We start from the raw sequence: 14,616 nt of genomic DNA, 5'->3' as shown, positions 1-14,616 counted from the left end.
CACCCGCGGGACGTCCGGGAAACCCCCGCCGACCTGGTACTTCCGCGGCGCGAAGGCAACGCGTGTCGGTCACCGGTGGAGGTTGATCTCGCTCCAGACCTGCTTCCCGCCGCTGACCGGCAGGGTTCCCCAGGTCGCCGAGGAGGCCTCGACCAGCAGCAGCCCCCGCCCGCCGGTGGCCTCCCAGCCGATGCTGGTCGGCTTCACCGGTGTGCGCGGCGAGGAGTCGGCGACGGCGATGCGCAGCCGGCTGTTGACGAGGGTGAGGTCGAGGCGGACCCGGCCGTCGGTGTGGATGAGGGCGTTGGTGACCAGCTCGGAGACGATCAGCAGAACCGCGTCGATCTCCTCGGTGACGTCCCAGGCGCGCAGGGTGCGCCGGGTGAAGCGGCGTGCGTGCCGGACCGCCTCGGGCACCCGCCACACGGTCCAGCTCTCGCGGCGCGGCCGTACGGCCATGCCGTCGTAGCGCATCAGCAGCAGGGCCACGTCGTCGCTGCGCTGGGCGCTGCCGAGCAGGGTGTCGGCGACCGTGCCGAGGTGGGCGGGGTCGCCCGCACCGAGGTCGGCGGCGAACCGGGCCATGCCGGTGTCGATGTCGGAGTCGGCGGACTCCACCAGGCCGTCGGTGGTGAGGGCGAGCACCGTGCCGGGCTGGAGGCGCAGCGGGCTCATGGGGAAGTCGGCCTGGCGTTCCACGCCGAGCGGGAGGCCGCCCTCCGCCTCGGCGATCTCGGTTCGGCCGTCCGGGTGACGCAGCACGGGTGGCAGATGTCCGGCGCGCACGCTCCAGGCGGAACCTTCCTCCATGTCGACGTCGACGTAGCAGCAGGTGACGAAGAGCTCGGTCTCCAGGTCGACGAGGAGCCGGTTGGCGTGCGAGACGACGACGTCGGGCGGGTGGCCCTCGGCGGCATAGGCGCGCAGGGCGGTGCGCATCTGGCCCATCAGGGTGGCGGCGGCGGCGCTGTGGCCCTGGACGTCGCCGATGACGAGGGCGACATGGTTGTCGGGCAGCGGGATCACGTCGTACCAGTCGCCGCCGACCTCCAGTCCGGCGGTGGTGGGCAGATAGCGGGCGACCGCCTCGGCACCGGGCAGTTTGGGCAGCCGGCGGGGCAGCAGCTGGCGCTGGAGCATGCCGACGAGTTCGTGCTCGGCGTCGAAGGCGCGGGCGCGCATCAGGGCCTGTCCGGCGAGACCGGCCGAAGCGGTGAGCAGGGCGCGTTCGTCGGGGCCGAACTCGTGCGGGGTGTCCCAGCCGATCAGGCAGGCGCCGGCCATGCGGTTGCCCGCGGGCAGCGGGAGCACGGCCAGGCCGCCGGGGCCGACCTCGGCGAGGGCCGGTTCCAGGTCGGTGCCGGCGGGCCAGATGCGGGCCCTGCCCTCGTCCAGGGCGGCGGCGAGGCTGGGCATGGCCCGCACGGGGGCGTCGGGCCACTCCGTGCGCCACTCCAGGCGCCACAGCTCGGGCCAGGACTCCGGGTCGGGCGGGTCGAGGAGGGTGACCACGAGCCGGTCGCCCTCCAGCTCGGCGAGAGCGAGGCGGTCGGCGCGCAGCGGTGCGCGCAGCGCGGTGACGACGGCCTGGCCCACGTCACGGACGGTGCCCGCGGTGGCGAGGGCGGCGGCCAGCCGCTGGACGCGGGCGACGTCGGTGACGTCGGCCCGCAGGGTGGAGGCGTCGGCGACGGTGCCGACGAGCCGGTCGGGGCGGTCCTGCCCGCCGGGCTGCAGCCGGCCGCGCAGCCGCAGCCAGCGGGGCGCGCCGGTGGGCTGGAGCACCCGGAACTCCAGTTCGCGCTCGCCCGTGGAGATGTGGTCGGCCTCGGTCACGCTCATCAGCGACGGGAGGTCCTCGGGGACGGTGAGGCGCAGCAGCGTCTCGACGTTGCCGTCGAACTGCTCGCGGCCGAGGCCGAACAGGTCGAGGAGTTCGTCGCCGACCTCGACCCGCCCGGTGTCCACGGCGAGGACGAACCCGGCGGGACCGGGGGTTCCGGCCTCGACGGTCTCGGCGGGGACGGGGCAGGCCACGGCGTCGGCGATCAGCTCCAGGCAGGCGCGCTCGTCGGTTCCGAACCCGCCGGGACGCTCGGTGACCGCGACCAGGCAGCCGCCCTCCCGGTCCCGGTCGGTGGGCAGCGCGGCCATCCAGAAGCCGCCCTCGGGGGCGCTCAGGGCCGGGCCGCCGCCGTCGGGGCCCACGGGGCCGCACCACACCGGCCGGGCGATGCGGTGGGCGTCCGCCGCCGGGGAGTGCCCGGCCAGCGGATAGCTGTCGCGCAGGCCGTAGAGCGTGCGGGGGACGCCGACCGAGTCGACGAGACGCAGCAGGTCCGCGGAGGTGGCGTAGACGGCGGCGAACGTGGCGGTGGTGAAAACGAGCGCCTGTTCGAGGACACGGCGGAGCCGTTCGGGTGAATCCGGCTCGGCGGTCAAGGCCTTGAGCGCGATATCGGCACGCAGAGCCCCGCCTCCCCGTCCCTCGGTGCCCGCACTGACCACGTCCGTATTACAGCGCGGATGGCGCGCCCGCGCAGCCCCTGCGGGCGTTCCGGGGAGCCCACCGCGGGCAGCGGCTCGAAAACCGCCCAACAGATCTCGACTCCTGCGTTCCGCGCGGAGAGCGCGTGTCTCGGGCCGCCCGGGGACGGCGGCGGGACGCGGGTTTCCACCGGGCCCTGTGCCCGTGCGCGGCGGGCGGACCGGGGCCGGCCGGGCCGGGCTCGTCGGTGCCTCGCCGTGCGCGGCAGGCCCGGTGGGGGCAGATTTGAAGGCCTGGACCCTCGCGCGGTGCACGCGGGGAACCCGCGCACGACCGGGCGAGGAGGTGGTCGGCGTGTCCGACGGGCAGGCACCGGCGGCCCACCACGCGCCGGCCGGCCGGCCGCTGCTGTCACTGTCGCTCGCGGCGATGATGGACGAGGTGCACGCGCACTCCGGTGCGGTCTATCTGCTCTCGCCCGACCAGCCGCTGCTGGAGATGGCGGTGATGGCCGGGCTGCCGCGGTCGTTCGCCGCGCCCTGGGAACGGGTCGGGCTGAGCGCGCACATCCCCGTGGCCGACGCGGTCAACGAACGGCGGCTGGTGTGGGTCGGCGGCGAGGAGGAGATGGCCCGGCTGTATCCGCGGATCGCCGTCGTCCTGCCGTATCCGTTCGCGCTCGCCGCGCTGCCGGTGGCGACCGACGGCACCGTCTACGGCGCGGTCTTCGTGACCTGGCCGGGCTCGCATCCGCCGGAGATGTCCGACCACGAGCGCGACCACCTGACGGCCGCCTGTCACCGGCTCGCGGTGCGGCTGGAGCGCGCCGCCGAGCACAGCGTGCCGCTCGCCCCCGAGCCGGATCTGGTCGGTTCCCCGCCCGTCGGCGGCGTCTCGGCGACCCTCGGAACGGTCGAGGCGGCGCGGATGGCGGCCCGGCTGCCGTACGGGCTGTGCTCGCTCGATCTGCACGGCCGGGTGGTCTTCGCCAACGCGGCGGCGGCCGAGCTGCTGGGTGTGCCGGTCAACCGGCTGCTGGGCACCCAGCCGTGGGCGTCGGTGTCCTGGCTGAACGACCCGGTGTACGAGGACCGCTACCGGGGCGCGCTGTTCAGCCAGCAGGTCACCTCCTTCGTGGCGCTGCGCCCGCCCGGCGACTGGCTGTCGTTCCGGCTGTATCCGAGCACGACCGGGCTCAGTGTGCGGATCACGCGCGCGCGGGCGGTGGCGCGGATGGGGCGGTCCGGGGCGCGCCCGGGGGACGCCGCCGACCCGCCGCCCCGGCTGGTGACCATCTCCCAGGTGCTGAATCTGGCGGGCGCGCTGACCGAGGCGGTGGGGGTGCAGGACGTGGTGCAGCTGGTCGCGGACGAGATCGTGCCGGCGGTCGGCGGCCACGCGGTTGTCGTGTTCGCCTCGCGCTCGGGCCGACTGCATGTGCTGGGGCACCGCGGCTACCCGGACCCGCACATCGTGGAACGCTTCGACGGGACCCCGCTGACCGCGCAGACCCCGGGGGTGCACGCGCTCAGCAGCGGGGTACCGGCGTTCTTCGAGTCGCGCGAGCATCTGGAGCGGCTGTACCCGGCCCGGCACAGCACACCGGACGGCTTCGCCGCCTGGGCGTATCTGCCGCTGATCGCCTCCGGGCGGCCGGTGGGCACCTGTGTGATCGCGTACACCGAGGCGCACATGTTCCCCACCGAGGAACGGGCCGTGCTCACCAGCCTCAGCGGTCTGATCGCGCTGGCCCTGGAGCGGGCGCTGCTCTACGACGCCAAGCACCAGCTCGCGCACGGGCTGCAGGCCGCGCTGCTGCCGCACACGCTGCCTCCGCTGCCCGGGGTGAAGGCGGCCGCGCGGTATCTGGCGGGCACCCGGGGCATGGACATCGGCGGTGACTTCTACGACCTGGTCCCGACGCCGGAGGGCGCGGCCGCGGTCATCGGGGACGTCCAGGGGCACAACGTGACGGCGGCCGGGCTGATGGGCCAGCTGCGCACGGCCGTACGGGCCTACACGACCGTCGGCCAGGCGCCGGAGCAGGTAATGGGCAGCACCAACCGGCTGCTGATCGACCTCGGCTCGGACCTGTTCGCGAGCTGTCTGTATCTGCGGCTGGATCCGGCGCACGGCCGGGCCGTGATGGCGCGGGCCGGGCATCCGCCGCCTCTGCTGCTGCGGCCCGACGGGCGAGTGCGGGTGCTGGACCTGGCGGGCGGGCCGCTGCTGGGCATCGACGCCTCGGCGGTGTATCCGACGACCGAGGTCTCGCTGCCTCCCGGCTCCGTCCTGGTGCTGTACACCGACGGGCTCATCGAATCCCCGGGCGTCGACATCGAGGACGCCCTGGCGGCGCTCGGTGAGCGGCTCGCGGGCGCCGGGGAGCGGCCGTTGGACCGGCTGGCCGACATCCTGGTCGGGCATCTGGCCGAGGCGGAGGAGCGGCTGGACGACGTGGCGCTGCTGTTGCTGCGGGCGCAGCGGTGAGGTCGGTCGCCCGGAGCGGGGGGCAGGCCGGGCGGGAGCCAGGGTCTGCCCGGTGGGGGTGAGGGTCTGCCCGGTTAGGCGTTCGGGAAGGCCCGGTGGGCGGGCGGGAAGGCCCGGTGGGAACGCGAGGCGGCCCGGTCCTCCCGCCGAAGGACCGGGCCGCGGCCACCGACCGCTGGTGGGTACGGCCAGTGGGGCTCGGGTGTGCCGAGAACGAGCTCGGAGCGTGGGGTCAGTGACCGCCCTCCAGGCCGGGCTCCTCCTCCTGGCCGGCACCGGCACCGTCGCCGGGGTTCATGGCGTCACCGGCGCCGTCCCCCGCTCCGGCCTGCTCGCCACCGGCTTCCTCGCCGGCACCGGCCTCGGCGCCCGCGTCACCGCCGGCACCGGCCTCACCGTCTGCACCTGCTTCGGCGCCCGCGCCGGCCTCGCCGCCTGCACCGGCCTCACCGCCGACGCCTGCCTCGCCGCCTGCTCCGGCTTCGCCGCCCGCGCCCGCGCCGTCACCCGCGCCGAGCGTCGCGCCGACCGCCTCCAGTGCCGTGGTGACCGGCTGGAAGAAGGTCTCGCCGCCGGAGGTGCAGTCGCCGCTGCCGCCCGAGGTGAGGCCGATCGCGCTGCCGTCCTGGGTGAACAGGGCGCCGCCGCTGTCGCCGGGTTCGGCGCAGACGTTCGTCTGGATGAGCCCGGTGACGGTGCCCTCCGGGTAGTTCACCGTGGCGTTGAGGCCGGTGACCTGGCCGTCGTTCAGGCCGGTCGTGCTGCCCATGCGGAAGACCTGCTGGCCGACCGCGGCCTCGGCGGCCTGGTTGATGGCGACGGTCTGGCCGTTGCCTATGTTGACGTCGCTGGGCGCCTGGGTCGCCGGGTCGTCGTACTTGACGAGCGCGAAGTCGCCCTCGCCGGGGAACACGGCCTGGTCGACGGTGCCGATCGGGGCGCCGTTCTGGGAATCGGACCACTGCTCGACCGCGACACCGCAGTGACCGGCCGTCAGGAAGGCCGGGCTGCCGTCGCCCGCGGTGACGTTGAAGCCGAGGGAACAGCGTGAGCCGCCGCCGAAGATGGCGTCGCCGCCGGAGACGAGCGGCTTGAACGTCCCGCTGGACTTGCGGATGGTCGCCATGCCGGAGCCGAGACCCTCCACGGTCGACTCCAGGGTGTCCCACTTGTCACCGGTGACCGTGCGGTCGGCGGTGACGAGGATCTTGTTGGTGCGCGGGTCGACGGCCCAGGCGGTGCCGGGGATGGTCGCGTCGGCCTTCAGGGTCCCCGCGGCCGCCTCCAGTTCGGCGGTGCTGTTGTCGACCTGGCGTACGGCGGCACCGGCCCGCTTGGCCTGCACAATGAGCTGGTTGTTGTCGCCGACGACGTTGACGACGAGTTGCTGCCGGTCGGCGTCGTAGTAGGAACCGGCGAAGGCTTCGCCGAGGGCGGCGGCGAGCTGTTCCGAGAGCGAGGAGGCGTCAGACGCCTTCAGGGTCCTGGGCGCCGCCGCGTCTGCCGCGCCGTCCTGGGAGGCGTTGGCGTGGGGCAGCAGCAGTGCCGCCGCTCCGAGCGCCACCACGCTGCCCGCCGCGATCGCGGCCTTGCGCTTCGGCATTCGCTTGTGACTCAAACTTCTCGACCTCCTGGGGGACGGGGTCTAGTGGGTCGCCGGTCGGCGACCGGGTCTGGGGCGCCTGGATGGTCACTGGTACGCAGGAGGCGCGTGGGCCGTTCAATTCCGTTTCGGGGCAAGGCGGTCCGCCACGCCGATCCGGCCATGCCTCTCGCCGGGCGGACGGGGGCCGGTCACAATCCCCGTTATGACGATGACCACGGCCGATGCCGACAAGATCCTCTCCGCCAACTTCGCTCCCTGGGTGCTGGAACTCGGCCTCACCGTGGAGGCCTTGGGCGATCAGCGCGCCGTGCTGCGGCTGCCCTGGTCCTCGGCTCTGGCCCGGGAGGGCGGGGCGCTGTCCGGGCAGGCGCTGATGGCCGCGGCGGACACGGCGACGGTGATCGCGGTGTCGTCGGCGCGCGGCGGGTTCGTGCCGATGACGACGGTCCAGCAGTCGACGTCCTTCCAGCGCGCGGTGACCGGATCGGACGTGCTGGTCGAGGCGGTGCTGACCAAGTTGGGCCGCCGGATGGCGTTCGCCGAGATCGCGATGACGGACGCGGCGAGCGGAGAGCTGGCCGCGAAGGCGAGCACGGTCTACGCCCTGCTGGGCTGACCCGCGGCGCTGGTCCGCGCCCTGCTAGGCCGACCCCCGGCACACAGGGCACGCACGGCGACCGTGCCGAGACGCACAGTCACCCCACAGGGCGGAATCCCGGCTTCAGGGAATCTGCACACCGAATGCCCAACCGGCCCACGGCGCACAGTGGATCCACACAAGCGCCGGGGGCCGGTTTCGCCTTTTACGGCGGGAGTGCCGGAATTCACCGGACCCGAATTCCGGACCCCGCTCCCCGATGCCGCGCGCATTGTGAAGAAGTCGGCACCAAGCCGTGCGCGCACCTGCACCAATGAGTCTCCCTCCGGGCTCATTTGCCCAGGTGAGGGGGTTGGGCGACTGGAACGGCGAGGCGGGAGCGTGCTTTTATCCATCGCACCGCGGCCGCTCGTCTGTTGCACAGAGGGGGCCGCTCTCCCCCTTGTGACGTATCCATATGAAGGGATGTTCCATCATGAACTCCACCCCCCAGGTCGAGACCGTCGAGATCGCCGACGCCGACCTCGACAACGTCTCCGGCGGTCTGCACGTGAACTCGCTCGGCACCGTCACCGGCCTGGTGGACGGCATCGCCCCGGTCTCCGGCCTGGTCAACACCGCCGTCGGCACCGTCGAGGGTGTCACCGGCCTGAACACCGCCCCGATCACGGGCCTGGTCGCCGGTCTCTGACCGCGTCCGAGCACACCTGACAGTGCTCCCGAGTCCCGGGGCCGGGCGACCGCCCCCGGGATTCCGTGCTGTCCCAACGACCGTCCCGACGCGCATCCCCGGGTGAGGAAGATCCCGTGCAGTTCCGCCAACAGGCCCTCGCCAAGCTCCAGTCACCGGAGGAGCTGGACCTTCCGGTGCGGCTGGCCCGCCCGCAGGGCTGGCTCGTGCTGTCCGTGACACTGGTCGCGATGGCGGCCGCGTCCGTGTGGGCGGTGACGGGCTCGGTGTCCACCACCGTGAGCGCGCCCGCCGTGCTCACGCACGGCCGGGGCAGCTACATCCTCCAGAGCCCGGTCGCCGGCCAGGTCACCGCGGTCCTCGCCGAGCAGGGCGAGCAACTGCCGCCTGACGCAGCGGTTCTGAGGGTCCGTACCGCGGAGGGCGAGATCGTCGTGCGGGCCGTGTCCGCGGGCCGGGTGACCGCGCTCGCCGCCTCCGTCGGGCAGATCGTCGCGACCGGCACCGACCTCGCCGCGGTGGAGAAGGTCACGGACGCCGGCGCACCGCTGTACGCGACGGTCTACGTACCCGCGAGGAACGCCGCGTCGATCCCCGTGGACGCCGTCGTGGACCTGACCGTGCAGACGGTCTCGGCGCAGAGCTACGGCGTGCTGCGCGGCCATGTGAAGTCGGTGGACGCCACCCCGCAGTCGGCGCGGCAGATCGGCGCGTTCCTCGGGGACTCCCAGCTCGGCGAGCAACTCACCCGCGACGGACGCCCGGTGGCGGTCCTGGTGCGTCTGGACCGGGCGCCGGGCACCCGCAGCGGCTACCGCTGGTCCACCTCCGACGGCCCGCCGCACCCCCTGGTGTCCATGACCCTGGCGGACGGCTCCGTCCACCTGGCCGATCAGCGCCCCGTCGACTGGCTGCTGCCGTGACCGCCGCCCGGCGCCGCGCCGCCACCACCGTTCCCAGGACCCGGGTGAAGGCCGTACGCACCCCGACCGTGCTCCAGATGGAGGCCGTCGAGTGCGGCGCCGCCGCGCTGGCGATGGTGCTGGGCCACCACGGCCGGCACCTCCCGCTGGAGGAGCTGCGCATCGCCTGCGGTGTCTCCCGCGACGGCTCGCGCGCCTCGAACCTGCTGAAGGCGGCCCGTGGTTACGGCCTGACCGCCAAGGGCATGCAGATGGACCTGGCCGCGCTCGCCGGCGTGCGGGGGCCGGCGATCCTGTTCTGGGAGTTCAACCACTACGTCGTCTACGACGGCATGGGCCGCCGCTTCGGCCGCCGCGGTGTGTTCGTCAACGACCCCGGCAAGGGCCGCCGTTTCGTGCCGGTCGAGGAGTTCGACGGCAGCTTCACCGGTGTCGTGCTGGTGATGGAGCCCGGGGAGGACTTCACCCGCGGCGGGCGCCGGCCGGGTGTGTGGGGCGCGATGCCCGCCCGGCTGCGCGGCACCGCGGGCACCCTGCCCGCCGCCGTGCTGGCGAGCCTGCTGCTGGTGCTGGTCGGCGCGGCGGTGCCCGCGCTCAGCCGTACCTACATCGACACGTTCCTGATCGGCAGTCAGACCTCGCTGCTGGGCGTGCTGTTCGCCGCGATGGGTGCCTGTGTCGTGCTCACGGTCGTGCTGACCTGGCTCCAGCAGGCGAACCTCCATCATGGCCGGATCATCTCCTCGACCCTGTCCAGCGCCCGCTTCCTGCGGCATCTGCTGCGGCTGCCGGTCACCTTCTTCGCCCAGCGCAGCCCGGCCGACCTGGTGCAGCGTCTGCAGTCCAACGACGCGGTCGCCGAGACCCTGGCCCGCGACCTGGCGGCGGCCGGGGTGGACGCGGTGGTCGTGGTGCTGTACGCGCTCCTCCTCTACACCTACGACCCCCAGCTGACGTTCGTGGGCATCGGTGTGGCCCTGCTGAACATCCTCGCGCTGCGGATCACCGTACGGCTGCGCGCGACGCGGACCGCGAAGCTGCGGGCGGACAGCGCGCGGCTGACCAACACCGCCTACACCGGGCTGCAGTTGATCGAGACGATGAAGGCCACCGGCGGGGAGGACGGCTACTTCCGCAAGTGGGCGGGGCAGCACGCCACCACGCTGGAGGAGCAGCAGCGGCTCGGGGTGCCGGGGGCATGGCTGGGTGTGGTGGCTCCGGCGCTGGCGACGGTCAACAGCGCGCTGATCCTGTGGATCGGCGGACTGCGGGCCGTGGAGGGGCACATGTCCGTCGGCCTGCTGGTGGCGTTCCAGGCGCTGGTGACCCGCTTCACCGCTCCGCTGTCCCGGCTCAACGGCGTGGTCGGGCGCCTCCAGGACTTCGCGGCGGACGTGGCGCGGCTGAAGGACGTGGAGAACTTCCGCGCCGATCCGCTGTACACGCGCGGCGGCGGTGAGTCGACGCGGCGGCTCCAGGGGCATGTGGAGCTGGAGAACATCACGTTCGGCTACAGCCCGCTGGACAAGCCGCTGCTGACCGGGTTCGACCTGACGGTGGGTCCGGGGCGGCAGGTGGCGCTGGTGGGCGGCTCGGGCAGCGGGAAGTCGACGGTGTCGCGGCTGATCGCGGGGCTGTACACGCCGTGGGACGGCGTGATCCGGATCGACGGGCGGCGTCTGGAGGACATTCCGCGCGGGGCACTGGCGGCCTCGGTGTCCTTCGTCGACCAGGAGGTGTTCCTGTTCGAGGGCAGTGTGCGGGACAACGTGGCGCTGTGGGACCCGTCGATCCCGGACGAGGCGGTGGTGGAGGCGCTGAAGGACGCGGCGCTGTACGACGTGGTGGCGCGCCGGCCCGGGGGCATCCACAGCCGGGTCGGCCAGGACGGCCGGAACTTCTCCGGCGGCCAGCGTCAACGCCTGGAGATCGCACGGGCGTTGGTGCGCCGGCCGAGCATCCTCGTGCTGGACGAGGTGACCAGCGCGCTGGACGCGGAGACCGAGCGGGTGGTGATGGACAACCTGCGGCGGCGCGGATGCGCCTGCGTGGTGATCGCGCACCGGCTGAGCACGGTGCGGGACAGCGACGAGATCGTCGTTCTCCAGCACGGCGCGGTCGTCGAACGCGGCCGGCACGAGGAGCTGGTGTCGCGCGGCGGGGCGTACGCGGCGCTGGTCGGGGAGCGGTGAGATGACGGCCGTACACGAGGGCGACCTGGTGCTGGCCGCGCTGGGCGGGATGGGGACCCGGCTCGACTGCGCGGGCCACGGCACCCTGGACCTGGAAGGCCCGCAGGTGCTGTGGCTGGTCGTGTCCGGCGCCCTGGACCTGTTCGCGGTGGACGCAGCCCAGCAGGGCCACTGGCACCATGTGGGCCGGCTGGAGCCGGGCGCGCTGCTGCTCGGCCCGGTGACGGGCGCCCGGCACACCCTGGTCGCACGGCCGTCGCGCGACTGCGCGGTGCACCGGATCGCGCTGCGGGAGCTGTACGAGCCGGCCCCCGCCGACGGCTGGACGTACGACGAGTGGGGCAACCCGCGGTATGTGCCGCCGGCGGCGAGTCCGCTGGAGCACGCGCTCGCGCTCGGCGTGGGACGCGGGCTGTCCGTGCTGTTCCAGGCGCCCATGGCCGCGGATCCGTCGGCGGGCTCGACCGACGACGACGTGTTCTGGATGCCGGTGCCGCCGGGCGGTGTGCAGTACGGCTCGCTGTACGGCGCGGAGGCGGCGGCGGATCTGCTGATGGATCCGGCGCTGTGGCAGAGCATGGTCGAGCAGCAGTACCGGCTGCTGACCACGCTGGACCGCTGGATCGAGCAGTTGGAGCACACGCACGAGACCCGGACGGCCGCCGGGATCAGGGCCGGTGAGGCGGTCCGCGCGCAGGCCGACCGCACGCTGCTGGCGGCCATCGGCAAGGGCTCGGCGCACCGCCGTACGGCCGCCGACGCCGACGCGACGTACGCCGCCTGCAAGCTGGTCGCGGACGCGGCCGGGATCGCGCTGGCGGAGCCCGCGCACGGCGGCACCGGGAGCGAGCGCCTGGACCCGGTCGAGCGCATCGCCCTGGCCTCGCGGGTGCGCGTCCGGGCGGTACGCCTGGAAGGGCGCTGGTGGCGTGACGACGTGGGCCCCCTGGTGGGACGGCGTGCCCTGTCGGGGGTGCCGGTGGCGTTGCTGTGGCGGCGCGGCGGATATGTCGCGGTGCAGCCGGCCACCGGGCGCGAGACTCCGGTGGAGAAGGCCAACGAGGCCGAGTTCGAGCCGCGCGCGGTGATGCTCTACCGTCCGCTGCCCGAGCGCCGGCTCGGCCCGCTGGGGCTGGCCCGGTTCGTCCTGCGCGGCACGCGGGGCGATGTGGCGGGGCTGGTGCTGGCCGGTCTGGTGACGGTGGCGATCGGCGCGCTGGTGCCGGTGGCGACGGGCAAGGTGCTGGGCGAGTACGTGCCGAAGGCGCAGTCCGGGCTGATCGGCCAGGTGTGCCTCGCGGTGATGGTGAGCAGTGTGGTCGCGGCCGCGTTCACGCTGGTGCAGAACCTGACGATCCTGCGGCTGGAGGGGCGGGTCGAGGCCACGCTCCAGCCCGCCGTGTGGGACCGGCTGCTGCGGCTGCCGACGGAGTTCTTCGCGGGGCGCTCCACCGGCGAGCTGGCCAGTGCGGCGATGGGCGTGAGCGCGATCCGCCGGCTGCTGGCGGGCGTCGGGCCGACGGTCGCGCAGGCGGCCGCGGTCGGCGCGGTGAACCTGGCGCTGCTGCTGTACTACAGCGTGCCGATGGCGCTGGCAGCGGTCGGGATGCTGGTGGCGGTGGCCGCCGTCTTCCTCGGCCTCGGGCTGTGGCAGGTGCGCTGGCAGCGGCGGCTGGTGAAGCTCACCAACCGGCTGAACAACCAGGCCTTCCAGACCCTGCGCGGGCTGCCGAAGCTGAGGGTGGCGGCAGCGGAGAACTACGCGTACGCCGCCTGGGCGGGCGAGTTCGCGCGCGGTCGGGAGCTGCAGCAGCGGGTGGGGCGGATCAGGAACCTCTCGGCGGTGCTGGGCGCGGTGTATCTGCCGCTGTGCTCGCTGCTGATGTTCATGCTGCTGGCGGGGCCGGCGCGCGGGGCGATGCCGGCGGCGGACTTCCTCGCGTTCCACACCGCGGTGACCATGCTGCTGACCTCGGTGACCCAGCTGACGGGCGCGTTCGTGTCGGTGGTGGCGGCGCTGCCGCTGTTCGAGGAGATCGAGCCGGTGCTGGCCGCCGCGCCCGAGGTGCGGACGGCGAGCACCCGGCCGGGCCCGCTGTCCGGGGCGGTGGAGGCGCGGCGGCTGTCGTTCCGCTACTCCGACGACGGGCCGCTGGTGCTGGACGACGTGTCCTTCGAGGTGCGGCCGGGCGAGTTCGTGGCCGTGGTCGGCCCCAGCGGCTGCGGCAAGTCGACGCTGCTGCGGCTGCTGATCGGCTTCGACCGTCCGGTCTCGGGCGGTGTGCTGTACGACGGCCAGGACCTGGCGGCTCTGGACACGTCGGCGGTGCGGCGCCAGTGCGGGGTGGTGCTCCAGCACGCGCAGCCGTTCACCGGCTCGGTCCTGGACGTCATCTGCGGCACCGAGCCGTATACGCCGGAGGAGGCGATGGCGGCGGCCGAGCTGGCGGGTCTGGCGGAGGACATCCGGCGGATGCCGATGGGCCTGCACACGATCGTGTCGGCCGGGGGTTCGGTGTCGGGCGGTCAGCGCCAGCGGCTGATGATCGCCCAGGCGCTGATCCGCCGCCCGCGCATCCTCTTCTTCGACGAGGCCACCAGTGCCCTCGACAACGAGACCCAGCGGCGGGTGATGGAGTCCACCAAGGCGCTCGACGCCACCCGTGTGGTGATCGCGCACCGGCTGTCGACGGTGCTGGACGCGGACCGGGTGATCGTGATGGAGAACGGCAGGGTCGTCCAGCAGGGGCCGCCCGCGCTGCTGCTCGCGGACCCGGGCGGGCGGCTGCACGAGCTGGTGCGGCGGCAGCTGGCCTGACGGGGCCGCCGCCGCTGGGCCGGACGGGTCAGTCCGCTCCGGGGACGGGGGCGCCGGAGGGGAACCCGGCCTCGATGTAGCCGTCGTAGGCCTCGCGCCACGGAGCGCCCGTTCCGGCGTGCGGCCCGGCCGGGGTCTCGTCGCGGGCGAGGGCGTCCAGCGCGGTCAGGCAGACCTCCCAGCCCGCCGCGTTGCGCGCGGCGGCCTCCGGGTCGGCGAGTACGTCCGTGAGGGTGAGCCGGGTGCGGCCGTCGTCCTGTTTCTCGAGGTCGAGGCGGATCTCGTCGCCGCCCCATTCGAAGGCCAGCCGGCGGGGCGGGTCGGCGGCCAGGACGAGGCCGGTGGAGTCGGGCTGGTTCGGGTCACCGACGAACCGGGCCGTGCCGCCGGGCCGCAGCTCGAACTCGGCCCGGGAGGGGAACCACCGGGCGAGCTCACGGGGGTCGGTCAGCAGGGACCAGACGCGCTCGGCAGGACGGGCGTAGACGCGGCCGAGGACGACGGCCGGGCGGCCGTCGTCCAGGGCGAGGAAGCTTCCGGTGAGATCGGCGGGCATGCTGGATCACTCCTTAGGAGCCGTGCTGTGCCCCCATACCTCCCGCGAAGGCGGCATGCGTACACCCCCCCGCCCGTCCGGGCAGGGGGTGCGGCTGTCGTGGAACGACGAAAGCCGGGGTCCGGGGGGGGGGGGCCCCCCCCCCCCCCCCGCCCCCCCCCCCCCCCCCCCCCCAAAACCCCCCCCCCCCCCCCCCCCCCCCCCCCCCCCGGTGCCCGAAGTCCCGGTGAATCGTTGGTCGAATGGGTTGGCCA

The 14,616-nt window shown here is 73.9% G+C and carries 9 protein-coding genes; 6 read left to right on the top strand and 3 right to left on the bottom strand.

Annotated features, from left to right (window positions below):
• Positions 1-69: 69 nt before the first annotated feature.
• Positions 70-2,508 (bottom strand): SpoIIE family protein phosphatase, encoded by a 2,439-nt coding sequence (locus tag ACZ6SQ_RS09145; protein WP_469558370.1) that lies wholly within the window; start codon positions 2,506-2,508, stop codon positions 70-72.
• Positions 2,509-2,833: 325 nt separating this feature from the next.
• Here ACZ6SQ_RS09145 and ACZ6SQ_RS09140 point away from each other — a divergent pair, with 325 nt between their 5' ends.
• Positions 2,834-4,978: a SpoIIE family protein phosphatase gene (locus ACZ6SQ_RS09140; RefSeq protein ID WP_469558368.1), complete on the top strand. Its 2,145-nt coding sequence runs from the start codon at positions 2,834-2,836 to the stop codon at positions 4,976-4,978.
• 232 nt (positions 4,979-5,210) lie between these two features.
• On the opposite strand, the gene ACZ6SQ_RS09135 is transcribed toward ACZ6SQ_RS09140, so the two are convergent.
• Positions 5,211-6,596 (bottom strand): S1 family peptidase, encoded by a 1,386-nt coding sequence (locus tag ACZ6SQ_RS09135; RefSeq protein WP_469558365.1) that lies wholly within the window; start codon positions 6,594-6,596, stop codon positions 5,211-5,213.
• A gap of 190 nt (positions 6,597-6,786) precedes the next feature.
• Here ACZ6SQ_RS09135 and ACZ6SQ_RS09130 point away from each other — a divergent pair, with 190 nt between their 5' ends.
• From ACZ6SQ_RS09130 to ACZ6SQ_RS09110, 5 genes are all read left to right on the top strand, one after another.
• Entirely contained in the window at positions 6,787-7,200 is a 414-nt protein-coding gene (locus ACZ6SQ_RS09130) for a PaaI family thioesterase (RefSeq protein WP_469558360.1), read from the top strand.
• A 457-nt stretch (positions 7,201-7,657) separates the two neighbouring features.
• Complete coding sequence (locus ACZ6SQ_RS09125) at positions 7,658-7,873, top strand: type A2 lantipeptide (protein WP_386380073.1); 216 nt, start codon at positions 7,658-7,660, stop codon at positions 7,871-7,873.
• A gap of 116 nt (positions 7,874-7,989) precedes the next feature.
• Complete coding sequence (locus ACZ6SQ_RS09120; RefSeq protein WP_469558357.1) at positions 7,990-8,796, top strand: hypothetical protein; 807 nt, start codon at positions 7,990-7,992, stop codon at positions 8,794-8,796.
• Positions 8,793-10,988, top strand: coding sequence for an NHLP family bacteriocin export ABC transporter peptidase/permease/ATPase subunit (locus tag ACZ6SQ_RS09115; protein ID WP_469558355.1), 2,196 nt, complete (start codon positions 8,793-8,795; stop codon positions 10,986-10,988). The genes ACZ6SQ_RS09120 and ACZ6SQ_RS09115 overlap by 4 nt, the downstream gene beginning before the upstream one ends.
• Before the next feature lies 1 nt (position 10,989).
• Positions 10,990-13,806 (top strand): NHLP bacteriocin export ABC transporter permease/ATPase subunit, encoded by a 2,817-nt coding sequence (locus tag ACZ6SQ_RS09110; RefSeq protein WP_469558352.1) that lies wholly within the window; start codon positions 10,990-10,992, stop codon positions 13,804-13,806.
• A gap of 28 nt (positions 13,807-13,834) precedes the next feature.
• Here the strand turns inward: ACZ6SQ_RS09110 and ACZ6SQ_RS09105 are convergent, their stop codons facing one another.
• Complete coding sequence (locus ACZ6SQ_RS09105) at positions 13,835-14,362, bottom strand: SRPBCC family protein (protein WP_469558350.1); 528 nt, start codon at positions 14,360-14,362, stop codon at positions 13,835-13,837.
• Positions 14,363-14,616: the final 254 nt, after the last annotated feature.

The sequence above is a fragment of the Streptomyces sp. NPDC048600 genome (assembly GCF_055587025.1).
This window is presented reverse-complemented; position numbering and strand designations above follow the sequence as displayed.